This is a genomic window from Amazonocrinis nigriterrae CENA67 (assembly GCF_016056305.1).
GTDB lineage: Bacteria > Cyanobacteriota > Cyanobacteriia > Cyanobacteriales > Nostocaceae > Amazonocrinis > Amazonocrinis nigriterrae.
In genome coordinates this window covers 141,934-157,712 of record NZ_JAECZC010000002.1, presented here as the reverse complement: position 1 = coordinate 157,712, position 15,779 = coordinate 141,934, and the positions used below count along the sequence as shown (strand labels likewise).

14 protein-coding genes and 1 pseudogene are annotated in these 15,779 nt (G+C 41.3%); 6 read left to right on the top strand and 9 right to left on the bottom strand.

Annotated features, from left to right (window positions below):
- Window positions 1-320 precede the first annotated feature (320 nt).
- Genes I8748_RS02205 through I8748_RS02195 form a run of 3 tightly spaced genes read left to right on the top strand, consistent with a single transcriptional unit; the run spans window position 321 to window position 2,750 of the window.
- Complete coding sequence (locus tag I8748_RS02205) at window positions 321-1,340, top strand: Gfo/Idh/MocA family protein (RefSeq protein WP_198123196.1); 1,020 nt, start codon at window positions 321-323, stop codon at window positions 1,338-1,340.
- Window positions 1,337-2,107, top strand: coding sequence for a type I methionyl aminopeptidase (gene map, locus I8748_RS02200; protein ID WP_198123033.1), 771 nt, complete (start codon window positions 1,337-1,339; stop codon window positions 2,105-2,107). Before I8748_RS02205 ends, map begins: the two co-directional genes overlap by 4 nt.
- A 7-nt stretch (window positions 2,108-2,114) precedes the next feature.
- Complete coding sequence (locus I8748_RS02195; protein WP_198123032.1) at window positions 2,115-2,750, top strand: PD-(D/E)XK nuclease family protein; 636 nt, start codon at window positions 2,115-2,117, stop codon at window positions 2,748-2,750.
- A 21-nt stretch (window positions 2,751-2,771) separates the two neighbouring features.
- Here the strand turns inward: I8748_RS02195 and I8748_RS36200 are convergent.
- Window positions 2,772-2,885: pseudogene (locus I8748_RS36200) on the bottom strand (CsgG/HfaB family protein); the annotation flags it as partial.
- A 114-nt stretch (window positions 2,886-2,999) separates the two neighbouring features.
- The gene (locus I8748_RS02190; protein ID WP_198123031.1) at window positions 3,000-4,352 is read right to left on the bottom strand and encodes a pentapeptide repeat-containing protein; all 1,353 of its coding nucleotides are present in this window, start codon (window positions 4,350-4,352) and stop codon (window positions 3,000-3,002) included.
- Window positions 4,353-4,831: 479 nt separating this feature from the next.
- On the opposite strand from I8748_RS02190, the gene I8748_RS02185 reads away from it, so the two are divergent.
- Window positions 4,832-5,575 (top strand): tetratricopeptide repeat protein, encoded by a 744-nt coding sequence (locus I8748_RS02185; RefSeq protein WP_198123030.1) that lies wholly within the window; start codon window positions 4,832-4,834, stop codon window positions 5,573-5,575.
- An 80-nt stretch (window positions 5,576-5,655) separates the two neighbouring features.
- Entirely contained in the window at window positions 5,656-6,528 is an 873-nt protein-coding gene (locus I8748_RS02180; protein WP_198123029.1) for an SDR family oxidoreductase, read from the top strand.
- Here I8748_RS02180 and I8748_RS02175 read toward each other — a convergent pair.
- Genes I8748_RS02175 through I8748_RS02165 form a run of 3 tightly spaced genes read right to left on the bottom strand, consistent with a single transcriptional unit; the run spans window position 6,505 to window position 8,431 of the window.
- Window positions 6,505-7,641 (bottom strand): ATP-binding protein, encoded by a 1,137-nt coding sequence (locus I8748_RS02175; RefSeq protein WP_198123028.1) that lies wholly within the window; start codon window positions 7,639-7,641, stop codon window positions 6,505-6,507. The genes I8748_RS02180 and I8748_RS02175 overlap by 24 nt on opposite strands.
- 30 nt (window positions 7,642-7,671) lie before the next feature.
- Window positions 7,672-8,094 (bottom strand): hypothetical protein, encoded by a 423-nt coding sequence (locus tag I8748_RS02170; RefSeq protein ID WP_198123195.1) that lies wholly within the window; start codon window positions 8,092-8,094, stop codon window positions 7,672-7,674.
- Window positions 8,087-8,431: a hypothetical protein gene (locus tag I8748_RS02165; RefSeq protein WP_198123027.1), complete on the bottom strand. Its 345-nt coding sequence runs from the start codon at window positions 8,429-8,431 to the stop codon at window positions 8,087-8,089. The genes I8748_RS02170 and I8748_RS02165 overlap by 8 nt, the downstream gene beginning before the upstream one ends.
- Before the next feature lie 75 nt (window positions 8,432-8,506).
- On the opposite strand from I8748_RS02165, the gene I8748_RS02160 reads away from it, so the two are divergent.
- Window positions 8,507-9,070 carry a Uma2 family endonuclease gene (locus I8748_RS02160; RefSeq protein WP_198123026.1) on the top strand — a complete coding sequence of 188 codons (564 nt, stop codon included), beginning with the start codon at window positions 8,507-8,509 and terminating at the stop codon, window positions 9,068-9,070.
- Between the two features lie 196 nt (window positions 9,071-9,266).
- On the opposite strand, the gene I8748_RS02155 is transcribed toward I8748_RS02160, so the two are convergent.
- The 4 genes from I8748_RS02155 to gcvP all read right to left on the bottom strand — a co-directional run.
- On the bottom strand, window positions 9,267-11,324 hold the full coding sequence (locus I8748_RS02155; protein WP_198123025.1) for a WD40 repeat domain-containing protein: 2,058 nt from the start codon (window positions 11,322-11,324) through the stop codon (window positions 9,267-9,269).
- On the bottom strand, window positions 11,311-12,978 hold the full coding sequence (locus I8748_RS02150) for an AAA family ATPase (RefSeq protein ID WP_318781182.1): 1,668 nt from the start codon (window positions 12,976-12,978) through the stop codon (window positions 11,311-11,313). The genes I8748_RS02155 and I8748_RS02150 overlap by 14 nt, the downstream gene beginning before the upstream one ends.
- A 258-nt stretch (window positions 12,979-13,236) precedes the next feature.
- On the bottom strand, window positions 13,237-13,383 hold the full coding sequence (locus tag I8748_RS34460; RefSeq protein ID WP_214662386.1) for a hypothetical protein: 147 nt from the start codon (window positions 13,381-13,383) through the stop codon (window positions 13,237-13,239).
- Between the two features lie 854 nt (window positions 13,384-14,237).
- On the bottom strand, window positions 14,238-15,779 hold a 1,542-nt coding region (gcvP, locus tag I8748_RS02145; RefSeq protein WP_198123024.1), incomplete at its 5' end, for an aminomethyl-transferring glycine dehydrogenase.

The window sequence follows — 15,779 nt, the reverse complement described above, 5'->3', positions numbered from 1 at the left end:
TATAAGTTATGCTAAAGCAAAGCAAACGGCTGGTTTGATATCAACCGTCGGTTTAAATTCACTTCAATTCTGATACTACGAGAAAAACTTAAGGATGTAACTGCAAATCAGCCCCGATTAGTAATGAAATTTAGTTAGTTGTAAAAGATAAGATTTTTTAATATAAATCAATGCCAAATAATGCTGTGGTAAAAAAATGATAATTTGAGAAGGCTAAGTCCAGTTTTCTAAAAATCATATCAGTAGTGCTGAGTGATTACTCCTAAGTCTTAACTGTGCGCCTCCTAACTTAATAATTAAGCACTGTTTTGGTGAGGATGATGTACAATTCAGAGGCAGTTTGGGGAAAAGTAACAGTGCGTGTCGGCTTGGTTGGTACTGGATATGCGGCAAAATTAAGAGCAGAGGCATTAGTGAATGATGAGCGATCGCATCTAGTGGCGATTGTAGGTCACGAACCGGAAAATACAGCAGCCTTTGCAAAAGAATACGATACTGTTGCCTTGAGTTCTTGGCAGGAGTTAGTCGAGCGCGAAGATATTGATTTGGTGGTGATTTCTACAGTGAATCGAGATCATGGTGCGATCGCGAAAGCAGCCCTATCGCAAGATAAACATGTAGTTGTAGAATATCCCTTGTCAGTGGATGCGATCGAAGCTGAAGAAGTTGTTGCCCTAGCCAAAGCAAAAAACAAACTGCTGCATGTAGAACATATTGAACTCTTAGGTGGTGTGCATCAAGCTTTGAAGCAACACTTAGAGAAAATTGGCAGCGTGTTTTATGTGCGCTACAGCACCATTAATCCCCAAAATCCCGCCCCCCGCAAATGGACTTATAACCATGAGCTTTTTGGCTTTCCCTTGATTGGGGCACTTTCTCGATTACATCGTCTGACTGATTTGTTTGGTAAAGTCTTTACGGTGAACAGTCATCAGCGATACTGGGCAATAGAACCAGAATACTATCAAACCTGTTTTAGCATTACTCAGCTATGCTTTACTAGCGGACTGTTAGCACAAGTGGTCTATGGCAAAGGCGAAACCATTTGGCAACCAGAACGCAAGTTTGAAGTTCACGGCGAAAAGGGTGGTTTAATTTTTGATGGCAACACAGGATTTTTTATCCAAGTAGGGGAAACAACACCAATAGAAGTTGGTACCCGTCGGGGGTTGTTTGTCAAAGACACTACTATGGTGTTAGACCATCTGTTTAATGGTACTCCTTTGTACGTCACCCCAGAAGAGAGCTTGTACACCCTTAAGGTTGCTGACGCTGCCAAAAGAGCTGCCGAGACAGGATTAACTATATTTATGGCAGATACCCTAGACAAGAGTTTATGAGAACCGAACCAATCGTAATTTTATCTTCACGAGAAATAGAGAAAATGCGTCAAGCAGGACGCTTGGCAGCTAAACTATTACAACATTTGGAACCACTTGTCAAGCCTGGGGTTAGTACTCTGCAACTGAATGATGAAGCCGAACGTTGGACACAGGCTCATGGTGCAAAAAGCGCACCTCTGGGCTACAAAGGCTACCCCAAGTCAATTTGCACGAGTGTGAATGAGGTAGTCTGTCATGGTATTCCCAATGCTAGACAGATTCTTAAGGAAGGTGACATCATCAATATTGATGTGACGCCGATTTTAGAGGGCTACCACGGCGATACATCTAAGACATTCATTGTAGGAAATTCTTCGCCCAAGACAAAAAAGCTGGTGGAAGTGACCGAAGAGTGTCTGCGGCTGGGTATTGCTGAGGTTAAACCGGGAGGACGCATTGGAGATATTGGCGCAGCCATTCAAGAGTATGCAGAGGCGCAAGGCTTTTCTGTGGTAAGAGACTTTGTAGGACACGGCATTAGTAATATTTTTCACACTGCGCCTGATATTCCCCATTACGGTACACGCGATAAGGGTAAGCGTCTTAGACCTGGGATGGTTTTTACCATCGAACCAATGATTAACGAAGGTACTTATGAAGTGGAAGTTCTCAGCGATGGCTGGACAGCAGTGACACGCGATCGCAAGTTATCAGCTCAGTTTGAACATACCATAGTAGTAACAGAAGATGGCGTAGAAATCCTCACCTTACCTGAAGGCGAGTAAGTAGACTATGGTGCAAACTCTAGCGGCGGAGAACGTTACCCTTGAGCAATTAATCACGCTCTATGGTTTAGAGTTAGTTGATGGGGAAGAATTTTTTCGAGAATGGCAAGATGATCTACCAGAACTGACAAACACTGAAAAGCAGTTACTAGATCAAATTAAGGCAGGCTACATCAACTTACGAAACTATCCGCCGTTACTAGAAAACACAGTCAACACCATTATTTTGTCACCACTGTTATTCATTGGTAAGTTTTATTTACCACCTTTTCACATCAAATTAGAAAAATCTATCGAAATTGAAAGCCAAGACCAGCAAACTACGATCAAAGGTAGGATTGATTTTTTACTTTTGCATCAAAAATTTTGGCTGACAGTTATTGAGTCAAAACAAGTAGCGTATTCTGTAGAGGCAGGACTTGACCAACTTTTAGCTTACATGCTGGCTGCGCCCCAGTCACAAAATGAAGTATTTGGCATGATTACTTCCGGTGGCAGCTTTATGTTTATTAAACTGCTAAAAGGTAATCCTCCTCGTTATGCTACTTCAGATATTTTTGATGTGCGTAACCGGGGGAATGAATTATATGATGTCCTGCGGATTTTAAAGCGGATTAGTCAAATTACAGTAATACATGAGTAGGGGCGTACAGATGTACGCCCCTATAGCTTTTCCTGTAGCTGGGTCTTTGACTTGTCTGGAAACTCGTTCAATGGATAATTTTAAACCTTGACGATATACGTCTGATAAGCCTTTGTTCAGGATAATACCTAGTCCCTAATCACCAGTCCCCCTTCGGGTGACGCTCCTTCGTCGCTAACGCTACGCTAACGCCAGTCGCTCATGGGGGGAACCCCCAAGACCGCGCTGGCTCACCAGTCCCCTTTACTGTTATCGTCCCAGCTTATTAGGAATATCTTGACAACCACCGGGAATAGTGCCTCTAGTTTTTTCGCCACCCCAAGCACAGCAGTAGTAGCGGATAGTATCGGACATCCGTTGCACATTGCTAAAATCGGCATTTTCCACTACAGCACCAGTCTGTTCTCCAGTTTCGTAGTTTGGTGGTTCGGTGCGACTGCGGGGTGATGCTTGATCTACTGAACCATAGAATAGACGAATGCCATTTAAGTCAGCACCGCTGAGATTAGCATCATACAAAATGGTGCGGGAGAGGTTGGCTTTTACCAAGTCACAACCGCTGAGGTTCGCGCGGACTAGGTTAGCTTCGCTAAGATCAGTCCAACGCAAATCTGTGTTAGAAAGGTCAGCAGCGGCTAACATCACTCCTAAATCGATGACACGCACACCTGCAATCCGGTCTTCAGCATAACCGCCAAAGCCATTGAGGATGGCTCTACCTAAATGGCGATCGCGTTTTAGGGGTGTCAACAACTTAGAACGGGAAAGAAACCGCAGAATTTTAGCTTTACCACTACCATCTACACTACTCAAAATTGCCGCTGTTCGTCCTTCGGCGATCGCTCTTTCTTGCGGCCAGTCTTCTAATAATCCTTCTTCATCTAATACTAAGTCGGAGACGCCTTGGAAATAGGAATCAATTGTCTGCTGCTGGGTGATAATGTTTTGCTGAAATGTCAACAAATTCTGCTGAATTGTCAAGTCTTTGGAAATGACATATTGTCGCCACGCTACATAAACGGCGATGATAGCGATGAGAATTTGCCCCAAAGCGCCAAACCAGTCCGCCAAACTCCCCGCAATATCCCAATTAATCTGACTTCCCCAAAGTAGCAGGCGTTCACCTATACCAGTAAACTTTAATGAGCCGATGATGGCTACTACTAGTCCCACAAAGGCAACAAACAAAGTTCTATCTTGGGGTGAAAACCACTCAACTACTACATATTGCAACCAAGGCAATAACATGGCTAAGGATAATACCAAAGTAATTAGGGTTCCTGTGATACCAATCAGCCAGTTGTTTAGGATAAATCCCACAAAAGTGATGGCGATCGCAACTATTGTAATCAGTAATGCCCTTGGCTTAATTGTTAACTGATTGGCAATACGTTGAGGAAAGCTGGAACGGGCTTGTTGCAGCGCAGTTGTATGTTGTGGAGATTGCAAAGACCCAATTGCAGCCAAGGCTTGTTGTGCAGCCAGCCCTTCTGAGCTTAAATGATTCTCATTTGCACCACTGTCAAAGTCATCTGGTTGCAAGTCGTTTTCAGGGCCGGATTCTGGGGTTGGTGGATTGGGGGAGTTAGATTTAGTGGTCATGCTTTATATTTTGCCCCAGTACATTCAATTCCGCACCTGTTATATATTAACTGGCACTGGGTAGGGTCTGGCAAGAATCCAATTTCACAATTAAATGCTATTCTGTAGGGCTGTTTTTTTCATTAGGAATAATTTATTTTACCAACAAATAACTTAGGGAACTTTCAATAAACACAGGGAGTGGGGAGTAGGGAGTAGGGAGTGGGGAAAGAAAGTGTTTGTTTGATTTTTAGCCAGTGGATTTAATCATTTTGAATTACTGACTTTTGACTACTCCCTCGTGGGACACTTTCAATAAAAAAGTAAATTATTTGCTTTTTTATACTCGATATTGTAGTATATTATGCATTTTTTGTTGCAGAACTCATACATTTTAGCAATCAAGAAATTTAGTTAAAGAAAAAGAGTAGTCTTTGGTAAGATGAGAAAATTAACAAAACCATGTTTTAACATTGTATTATAGATTTTGTAGGGACAGCATGGGATTTTGGCGTAGTTTGATTGTCTCTGGCTTGATCAGTTTCTTGACGTTTGGCTGTAGTTATGAGGCAAACTCATCGACAGAAAATACTAAGGAAGTCGTACAAGAAACCAATGTTTCTCAGCTATTCATCAAAGCAAAGGCTAGCCAAAAGGCGGAAGATTTCTTTAATCAAGGCAATCAATTGTTAGACGCGCAACGCTACGAAGATGCGATAGAAGCATACGACAAAGCAATCGCCATTAAATCTGATAGTGCTGAGGCTTGGATTAATCGTGGAAATGCCCTTGCATCATTGCAACGTTACAAAGAAGCACTAGCATCATATGACAAAGCGATCGCCATCAATGTCAACAAAGATGAAGCTTGGTATAACCGAGGCAATGCGTTAACTTCATTGCAAAGTTACAAAGATGCAATCGTGTCATATGACAAAGCGATCGCCATCAAAAAAGACAAATCCGCAGCCTGGGTGAATCGAGGTATAGCCTTAACAAAGTTACAACGTTACCAAGAAGCATTGGCATCATACGACAAGGCGATCGCGATTAAGCCAAATAAGCATGAAGCCTATTACAACAAAGCTTGTGCTTATGCATTACAAAACAATGTAGAATTAGCAATTGAAAACTTGCAAAAAGCTATGTGGCTGGTTCCTGATAAGTACCAAAAGTTAGCAAAAACTGACCCAGATTTTAGTAAAATACGCAGTAATCAGCGTTTTCAGGAATTAATTAAATAAGTAGTTGTGTCATTTGTTAGTTGTCAGTTGTTAGTTGTGAGGGTTGTAGGCATATTTACTTTATATGACTTGGTTAAAAAATGAAAAAATTGTTAGTTACTGGTGCTAGTGGTTTTTTAGGATGGCACCTTTGCCAACTAGCAAAGCAAGAATGGGAAGTTTACGGTACTTATTCCTCCCATAAACTAGAGATTCCTGATATTAAATTACTAAAAGTTAACTTGACAAACTTTCAGGAACTCAAGCAGTTATTTAGTGATATCAAGCCAGCAGCAGTTATTCATACAGCAGCCCAATCACAACCAAATTATTGTCAAACTCATCCTGAAGAATCATACAAAATTAATGTAACAGTATCTTGTAATATTGCTGGACTTTGTGCAGATACTTCTATTCCTTGCGTTTTTACATCCACTGACTTAGTTTTTGATGGCTTAAATCCTCCTTATAAAGAAACAGATATTGTGTGTCCTGTCAACATTTATGGTGAGCAAAAAGTCAAAGCTGAAGTCGGTATGTTAGAACGCTATCCCATAACAGCAGTGTGTCGAATGCCGTTAATGTTTGGCAGAGAGACACCCACAGCTAAAAGCTTTATACAGCCGTTTATTCAAAATTTAAAAGAGGGTAAAGAACTCAGTCTATTTATAGATGAATTTCGTACACCCGCAAGCGGGACAACAGCCGGCAAAGGATTATTATTAGCATTAGAAAAAGTTAACGGCTACATTCATTTAGGTGGGAAAGAAAGAATTTCTCGCTATGATTTTGTCAAGTTATTAGTAGAAGTATTTCAACTTCCTGACACTCAAATTAAATCTTGTCGCCAACAAGATGTAAAAATGGCAGCACCCAGACCAGCAGATGTATCTTTAGATAGTTCTAGAGCCTTTGCATTGGGGTATCAACCTTTACCCTTAAAAGAGGAATTAGAGAATTTGTTGTTTAGTTAGCCAGTGGCGGAAACTGGAGTGATAGAGACTGTAGTAGTTTTCTTCAGTAATTCGTTGTTGGTGTAAAAACTCAAACCAGTTTTCTAGCACTTGTTCTACATCATATTCATCTGCATCGATTATATGAGCGATCGCACTTGTTGAAATCGCTTTTTGCTGCTGTATTAAAACATTCAGCACAGCAATGCTGAAATCTTCCTTTGCTTCATCAAGCATCTTTTGTAAATGCTGTTGATAATATGCTTCTAAACCAGGCGGGAGTTGATGGAAATCAAAACCTTCTGAATAAAAACCTTCATTAATAGCGTTGATGATTTGGCTGAGATACATGAAATTATTTTCGCACTCAGCAATGAGGCGTTTGATATTAGACCCCTCCTCCAACCCCTCCCCTTTTAGGAGAGGGGAGAAATTTTTTTGTTCCCCTCTTCCCTCATAGGGAAGGGGGGGAAGGGGGGTTAGGTTCTTTTCAATATAAGCTTGGACATCTTGTCTATTTTCTTCTGAAAAATCAGCTAAATCAAGACTTTGTGACGGCGTTTCAATTAATAAACCAGACTTTTCTCTCAGGAAAGGACGGCGGGTGAGGAGAAAATACACACCATCTGGGAGATAGCGCGGAAGATAAAACAAATTTGTACCAAGAGGTTGGCTGTTGTGGTCAATGCAATTCAATGCATCAATGGCAATTATTATTTTTTGATTGAGTTCTAACTTTTCGCTGATTTGTTGAAGAAGACTAGACAAAAACCAGCTTCCCTCTGTGGCGTTATCAGGGAGAGAGTTGTAATTCAGAGAGTATTGATTAATCAGTTGTGTGCAGATATTTCTGAGAAATTCATCAGCAAGATTTTTACCCTCAAATTCAGTGTTGTAATAGACAACATGAGGATTTTCTGTCACATATTTAGCGAGGATAGCACTTTTACCGCTACCGGGTGCGCCGATGATAGTGAAGTAACCCCGGCTATAACATTGGAGAAATTCATTGATAGCCGTAAAGACAAAATTACGACCGACAAAGTTACGGCTTTTTTCTTGAATAATTTGGTCAAACTCCGTCGGATGTCCTCTAGGATTAGTTGTACTGGGTAGTTTTGGTGGTGAATTCATGATGTTTATGACGTAGCTGATAATTAGAAATTAAACAAATTCTGGCTGTGAATTTTGGTTTAATTGCAGATATTCAATCATCAATAAACGTAAGTAGTCTAACATTTGCAAATAAACTTTAATTTGTCTGTATGCTTGGTGACTGGCAAAATAAAACTGAGCGATTGCAGGAATATCAAAGAATCGCATATTTTGTAATTTCTCAATAGCTTGTTGTTGATTTTCAATCCAACCTCGCGTTTGAATTTGACTGGCGTAACCTCTAATATTTACTGTTAAAAGCTCTATTTCTTCTAAAAGTGTAAATTCTTCTTCAGAAGTAGAATATAACGATGCAATTTCTTTTCTTTCTTGTTTAGTATTGCAGTAATCCTGGGTTAACTGTTCTAACAATTGAATAATGTAGTTTCTTTCTATTTCATGATTTTGAGTCTTTAAAGTTGCTTCACTCATCATTAACTCCATAAGTAACGATTTTTTCTATGCCAGATTTATCAGACCGTACAATTAAATATTCATTACCCTTGCGATCAACTGCTGAACCATCCGATCGATACCCAGTTTTGGGAACTCTTACTCCTCTCTTTTTATAAAAGTTATCAGCTTTTCTTAAATATTTTAATGGATCGAACTCTTTTCTAGAGGCATGGTCTAGAATACTTTGAGAAACACTGATATATGTAGAAGCATCCCAGTCAGCTAAGTATTGCTTAATTACAGTAACTTCGTCTTTAGTATATCCTTGACATAATTTTTCTAAAAATGGGTCTTGTGTTGGTTCATCTTGCATCAATTTTGACTATAGTTGCTTTATTTAAAGTTTAAATCAGGTGTTTTAGACTATTAAAAGATAGTGGAGGTGGCTATGTCCATACAATTGCTAAGACGGAAATTCACAGTTGAGCAATATCATAAGATGGTTGAGTCGGGGATTCTTGCTGAAGATGACCGAGTGGAATTGATTCGGGGAGAAATTATTGATATGTCGCCTATTGGGACAAAACATGCTGCTTGTGTAAATCGACTTGTTAATTTGTTGGTGGAACTGTTGAGTAAACGCGTTATAGTTGCTGCACAAAATCCCATTGCGTTGAACAATAACTCAGAACCTCAGCCAGATGTGGTATTACTTAAACCCCGTGATGATTTCTACGCCACTGCACACCCCCAACCCCAGGATATTTTTTTATTAATTGAAGTGGCTGATTCGACTATTTTGTATGACCGGGAAGAGAAAATCCCTTTATATGCAGAAGGTAACATTATTGAGGTTTGGTTAGTAGATATTAACGAGGAAATTGTGGAAGTTTATCAACAACCAACAGCCGCAGGATATCAGCATATGCAAAAGTTCGCTAGCGGTCAAAGTTTATTAATTCCATGTTTCCCTGATGTCAGCATTACTGTTAATGAAATTTTTGGCAGATAAAATTATTTTTTCCCTCATTCTCCTTTCATATCATGTCCGTTTGATTAGTTATACTTTCCACAGTCATTGCACCCCACCCCCAACCCCTCCCCGCGTGCGGGGAGGGGAGTAAAAGCGTAGCTTTTGCGGGGTGGGGTTCTTCGGTTTTGATAAGTAATCAAGCGCAAAGATTATTTAAATCGGTATAATTTAGCGCTCATGATATCATTCCCTCAAGACGTAAAAAATGCACCCTACCTGATTGTTCACCTGCGACAATTGTCACGCCATCTGGTGCAACTGCACAGCAATAAATGGAATAATCCCCTGTGAAGGTGGCAATAACCTCCCCTGTTGCCAGATTCCAGACTTTGAGGGTGTTGTCACGGGATGCAGAAATCACCTGTTGTCCATTGGGGGTGACGGCGACGGCATTTACCGAGTAACTATGACCGTTGAGGGTGAATAATTCTTTGCCATCTGCCAGATTCCAGACTTTGAGGGTGTTGTCAAATGATGCAGAAATCACCTGTTGTCCATTGGGGGTGACGGCCACGGCATATACCGAGTCACTATGACCCTTGAGGGTGAATAGTTGTTTGCCATCTGCCAGATTCCAGACTTTGAGGGTGCCGTCAAATGATGCAGAAATCACCTGTTGTCCATTGGGGGTGACGGCGACGGCATTTACCGAGTCACTATGACCCTTGAGGGTGAATAGTTGTTTGCCATCTGCCAGATTCCAGACTTTGAGGGTGTTGTCATCTGATGCAGAAATCACCTGTTGTCCATTGGGGGTGACGGCGACGGCTTTTACCGAGTCACTATGACCCTTGAGGGTGAATAGTTTTCTTCTAGTTATCAAATTTCTAATAAAGGTAAAAAATCTTTGTTTGCCATCTGCCAGATTCCAGACTTTGAGGGTGTTGTCATCTGATGCAGAAATCACCTGTTGTCCATTGGGGGTGACGGCGACAGCATTTACCGAGTTACTATGACCCTTGAGGGTGAATAGTTGTTTGCCATCTGCCAGATTCCAGACTTTGAGGGTGTTGTCATCTGATGCAGAAATCACCTGTTGTCCATTGGGGGTGACGGCGATGGCATTTACCCAGTCACTATGACCCTTGAGGGTGAATAATTCTTTGCCATCTGCCAGATTCCAGACTTTGAGGGTGTTGTCAAATGATGCAGAAATCACCTGTTGTCCATTGGGGGTGACGGCGACGGCATATACCAAGGAAATATGACCGTTGAGGGTGAATAGTTTGCTTTTAGTTATCAGATTTCTAATAAAGGTAAAAAATCCTTCTTTGCCATCTGCTAGATTCCAGACTTTGAGGGTGTTGTCATCTGATGCAGAAATCACCTGTTGTCCATTGGGGGTGACGGCGACGGCTTTTACCGAGTTACTATGACCGTTGAGGGTGAATAGTTGTTTGCCATCTGCTAGATTCCAGACTTTGAGGGTGTTGTCATCTGATGCAGAAATCACCTGTTGTCCATTGGGGGTGACGGCGACGGCATTTACCGAGTTACTATGACCGTTGAGGGTGAATAATTCTTTGCCATCTGCCAGATTCCAGACTTTGAGGGTGTCGTCACTGGATGCAGAAATCACCTGTTGTCCATTAGGGGTGACGGCGACGGCATTTACCGAGTTACTATGACCGTTGAGGGTGAATAATTCTTTGCCATCTGCTAGATTCCAGACTTTGAGGGTGTTGTCATCTGATGCAGAAATCACCTGTTGTCCATTAGGGGTGACGGCGACGGCTTTTACCGAGTCAGTATGACCAGTGAGGGTGCGGATTAAGCGTCCCCCTGGTGGCGTTAAGCTATTAGTCAAGGGACACAGCCAAGGGGTAGTCGTCTTTTGCTTGATTTGTGCCAATAATCCCTGAATCTCCTGTGGCATTTCCTGATTTAGTAACCGTCCGTGCAATTGACTCGCTAATTGTCGCTTGTCTGTTACTAAAATATGTGCTGATAGCCTCAATGCATCTTGAAGCAATTTGAGACTTTTGACTTTCTGTGAGTTGTATTCTGGGTTATTTAAAGTTTCTGCATGATCAATCAAATCATAATCTTCAATGAGCGGCTGCACCCCAAACTCAGGATGGTTAATCTTTGCCGTTAAAAATTCAAAATTAGTCAGAGTTTGGTAATACTTTTCTAAATTTCCCGAACTTACCAAATTATAAGGATATCTGCCCAGATAAGCCTTGCGGGAGTAGGATTTTTTTGCTCTTGATTTCTTTTCAGTTTTCGTCATCTTCCTGGTTCTCCCGTTCCCAGTAATCAACAATGCGTTGATTCACTTCTTTATATAGCTGACGCTTTGTATCCAAAATCGGTTTAGATTTGAGGAAGTCTAGAAAACTAGCATGGTAGATGCTGTAACAAGTGTCTTCATCTATTGGCTGTTGCTTTAAATATTCAACCCACTTGTTTAAAATCTGTTGCACCTCATATTCATCTTCCTGGGCAATATCAGCAATCATTTCACAAGGGATAGGTGTACCAATTTCCACTAAAATAAACAGGATAATCACCATCAATTTATTCGGTGCAGAATCCATCTTCATCCGCAGCCAATGAGTTTGATAATATTGCTGAAGACCATCTGGTAATTGCTTTAAATTCAAATCATCATAGTCACCGCGAGCAATTCCCGGTAAGACATAGCGCAGGTACATAAAATTATTTTCACTTTTTGCCGCTACTTGCTCTACAAAAGTCTTGCGATTGATATTGCGGTCTTGAATCCACTTGAGTAATCCGGCTCGATAATCTACATCATCATCGAGAAAAAAGCGAATATATTCTTCAATATCATGACGATTGACTTCGTTATACTGACTTGCCGTTAAATCTAACTCAACTTCCCTTACTCCTTCAGTGTACAACCGTTTTTTACTAGGTTCATAGCGCCTTCTAGTCAAGAAAAAATAAACTTTTTCAGGAAGAGTTTTAGGCAAATGTAAAATATTTTCTGCCCCTGGTTCTTGGTCAACTTCATCCAGTGCATCAACCACAATTACCAGACGTTCACCACTTTTAAGTTGTTGACTAACTTTCACTAACAAAGCAGATAAATCATCATCTTCAGCATTTGACAACTGATAGCGGTTAATTAGCTGCTGCCGAATACTTTTGAGAAACAATTCCGGACGATTGTTCTTTTGTTGTAAAACATTAAAGTAACAAATAGCTTGATTTTGCTGAACATACTTGGCAGCGATCGCACTTTTCCCCATCCCCGCATCTCCAATCACAGTAAAATACCCATTGGGACGACTCAAAAACTCGTCAAAAGCCTCAAATACAAACTTCCTTCCACAAAAGTTACGAATTTTTTCTTTGATTAATGACTCAAATTCCGGCGGAATAGGTGATAAATTAGAAATATTTTTACCAACTTGACTAACTTCTTTAAATTGCAGCACCTCCGCCGGTGTCATAGTGCGGCGAGTGACATTAATAAATTCTTGATAAAAAGCCTCAATATAGGGACGAATAAATAGTTTAATATCTGATATTGCAGCTAAATTTAACTCTTTGATAATTTCATCCCCGACATCGCGGGAATCAACAAAGTGTAACACTGCATCAATAAAACTTGCTTGATTATCTGAAGTAAAAGCCTTCCAAAATTTATCTTTAATTTCGTTATCTCTAAAAAGTTTCAGAATAGATACAGGTCTAGTCTTGCCATCTTCTAACACCGCATATTCAACCAAAGCGTAATTATAAACACTTTCAAAATCCTTCGGTGGCTGTCTCAGATCAAAGTTTAAAGATTTGAAAATCTTGATCACAACTTCCTGGCGCGTAACTTGGGGAGTAGCAGCAACAGCAATCTTAGTAATTGCACCAATTACAGGGTCAAGCTTCATCTTTGCTAAAATCTCGTATAATTTTGACACCTTTAGCCTATCCTAACGACAGATGACAAAATTAAGCAAATACACACACATAATAGCGATCGCTTGAGTAAGCTGCACTAACTCTTCTCTCTTCCTTAGTGTCTTTGTGCCTTGGTGGTTCCTTCTAATACCATTTTAGATTTTGGATTGAGAATAGCTTTGTGTGTCTGGGTTGGAGTGAATCTCTCTGTCCCATTCTTTTTTATTGGTATAAAATTTATCTTAAATTACTTGATAAGTATAAAATTATACTTTAAATTAATAAATGAGAAAGGCGATCGCCTCCTGCAAGAGCCTGCAATCGCCTTTCTCAAAACCCCTTAATAGGGAAAGGCGATCGCCCTCGGCCAAGAGTTCGCGATCGCCTTTCAAAAACCCCCCACAATAGGAGTTAAATATAATCATGACACAAGTATAAAAGTTCGCTCAAGCACAGTTGTCAGTTGTCAGTTGTCAGTTGTCAGTTGTTAGTTGTCAGTTGTCAGTTGTCAGTTGTTAGTTGTAAGGGTTTCAACTATATTTACGTTTTGTAACATAGTTATGTTTATTTTTACTCACTGAGCGCAGCAATTGCATTTGCCTGGGTGGAATCGCGTTTAATAATGTGCGATCGCTTTATACCAATTTGGTATTCACAATGCGGTAACGGTTCCACAACTCAGTGTAATGGTTCCACAAGTTAGTGTAACGGTTCCACAACTTAGTGTAACGGTTCCACAAGTTAGTGTAATGGTTCCACAAGTTAGTGTAATGGTTCCACAAGTTAGTGTAATGGTTACACAAGTTAGTGTAATGGTTCCACGACTTAGTGTAACGGTTCCACGACTTAGTGTAACGGTTCCACGACTTATTGATATTATGTTCGCTTGATTATTTATTAAATTGTAAGAACTCCACCCCACCAAAGCTACGCTTTGTTTCCCCTCCCCGTTCACGGGGAGGGGTTAGGGGTGGGGTGCAATGACTGTGGTAATCATGGGTAAATAGGTAATGGGTGAGATGTCAATACGGTTCGGATAAGCATTTTAAACTCACAATAGGGTTTGGGGAAAAGGTTACTGGGCTTGGGTTAAAGGTTTTTCTTCCCCTTTTCCCTTTCCCCTTTCCCCTTTAACCGAACCGTATTGGGTGAGATGTGATGACTATAGTAGAATCCAATTCCCAATTCCCAATTCCCAATTCCCAATTCCCAATAAAAATCCCCCCAACCTTCTCAAAAACAGATTGGGGGGAGTAAATTTTAACTAAATTATATTGTTCTATGCAGAATAAGCATCCATTGGCAGACAAGAACAAACAAAATTCCTGTCCCCAAAAGCAGCATCAATGCGTCCGACAGCAGGCCAGAACTTATGTTCACGAGTCCAAGGCGCAGGATAAGCAGCTTGTTCACGCGAATAGGGATGAGTCCATTCTCCAGTAATCAGACTTTCTGTCGTGTGCGGTGCATTCTTCAAGACATTATCTTCAGCATCCGCCTTGCCAGATTCAATTTCGGCAATTTCTTGACGAATAGCAATCAAAGCATCACAGAAACGATCCAATTCTTCTTTTGATTCGCTTTCTGTTGGTTCCACCATGATTGTACCCGCCACAGGCCAAGAGACAGTAGGCGCATGGAAGCCGTAATCTATCAGCCGCTTCGCCACATCATCGATTTCGATGTTTGCGGATTTTTTGAGCGATCGCAAATCTAAAATACATTCATGGGCAACTAAACCATTTTTCCCTTTGTACAAAACAGGATAGTAAGCCTCTAGTCTCTTAGCGATGTAATTAGCATTGAGGATTGCCACTTTTGTTGCTTCAGTCAAACCAGCCGCACCCATCATGGCAATGTACATCCAAGAAATCACTAAGATACTAGCACTACCCCAAGGCGCAGCCGCAACAGCACCAAGATGTTGGGAATCAGGAATTTTCTTCTCCCCACTCCCTACTCCCCACTCCCTACTCCCTATCAACGGGTGTCCAGGAAGGAAAGGTATCAAATGTGCTGCAACGCCAATTGGCCCCATACCAGGGCCGCCGCCGCCGTGAGGAATACAGAAGGTTTTGTGCAAGTTCAAATGACAGACATCTGCACCAATATCGCCGGGACGACAAATACCCACTTGGGCATTCATATTTGCCCCATCCATATATACTTGTCCACCGTGGCTGTGGACAACAGCGCAGATTTCCTCAATTCCCTCTTCAAACACACCATGAGTTGAAGGATATGTCACCATCAAAGCGGCGAGTTCATGACTATGTTTTTCCGCCTTCGCCTTCAAATCATCAATGTCAATATTACCTTCAGTATCGCAAGCAACTGCTACCACCTTCATTCCGCACATCACCGCACTGGCCGGGTTTGTCCCATGTGCTGAGGTAGGAATCAAACAAACATTGCGGTGTGATTCTCCTCGACTTTCATGATACTGCCGAATCACTAACAGTCCGGCGTATTCACCTTGAGAACCAGCATTTGGTTGTAGAGAAACTCCTGCAAACCCGGTAATTTCAGCTAACCATGCCTCAAGTTGCTGGAACAAAATTTGATAACCCCGTGTTTGGGATGGGGGTGCAAAGGGATGTATCTTACCAAATTCCTCCCAAGTCACTGGTATCATCTCAGATGTTGCATTTAACTTCATCGTGCATGAACCCAAAGGAATCATTGATGTCGTTAGCGACAAATCCTTAGATTCTAACTTGTGCAGATAACGCAACAACTCAGTTTCGGAATGATAGCGGTTGAAGACTGGGTGAGTTAGGTAAGTGCTTTGGCGGAGGTGGGGGGATGAGGGGGATGAGGG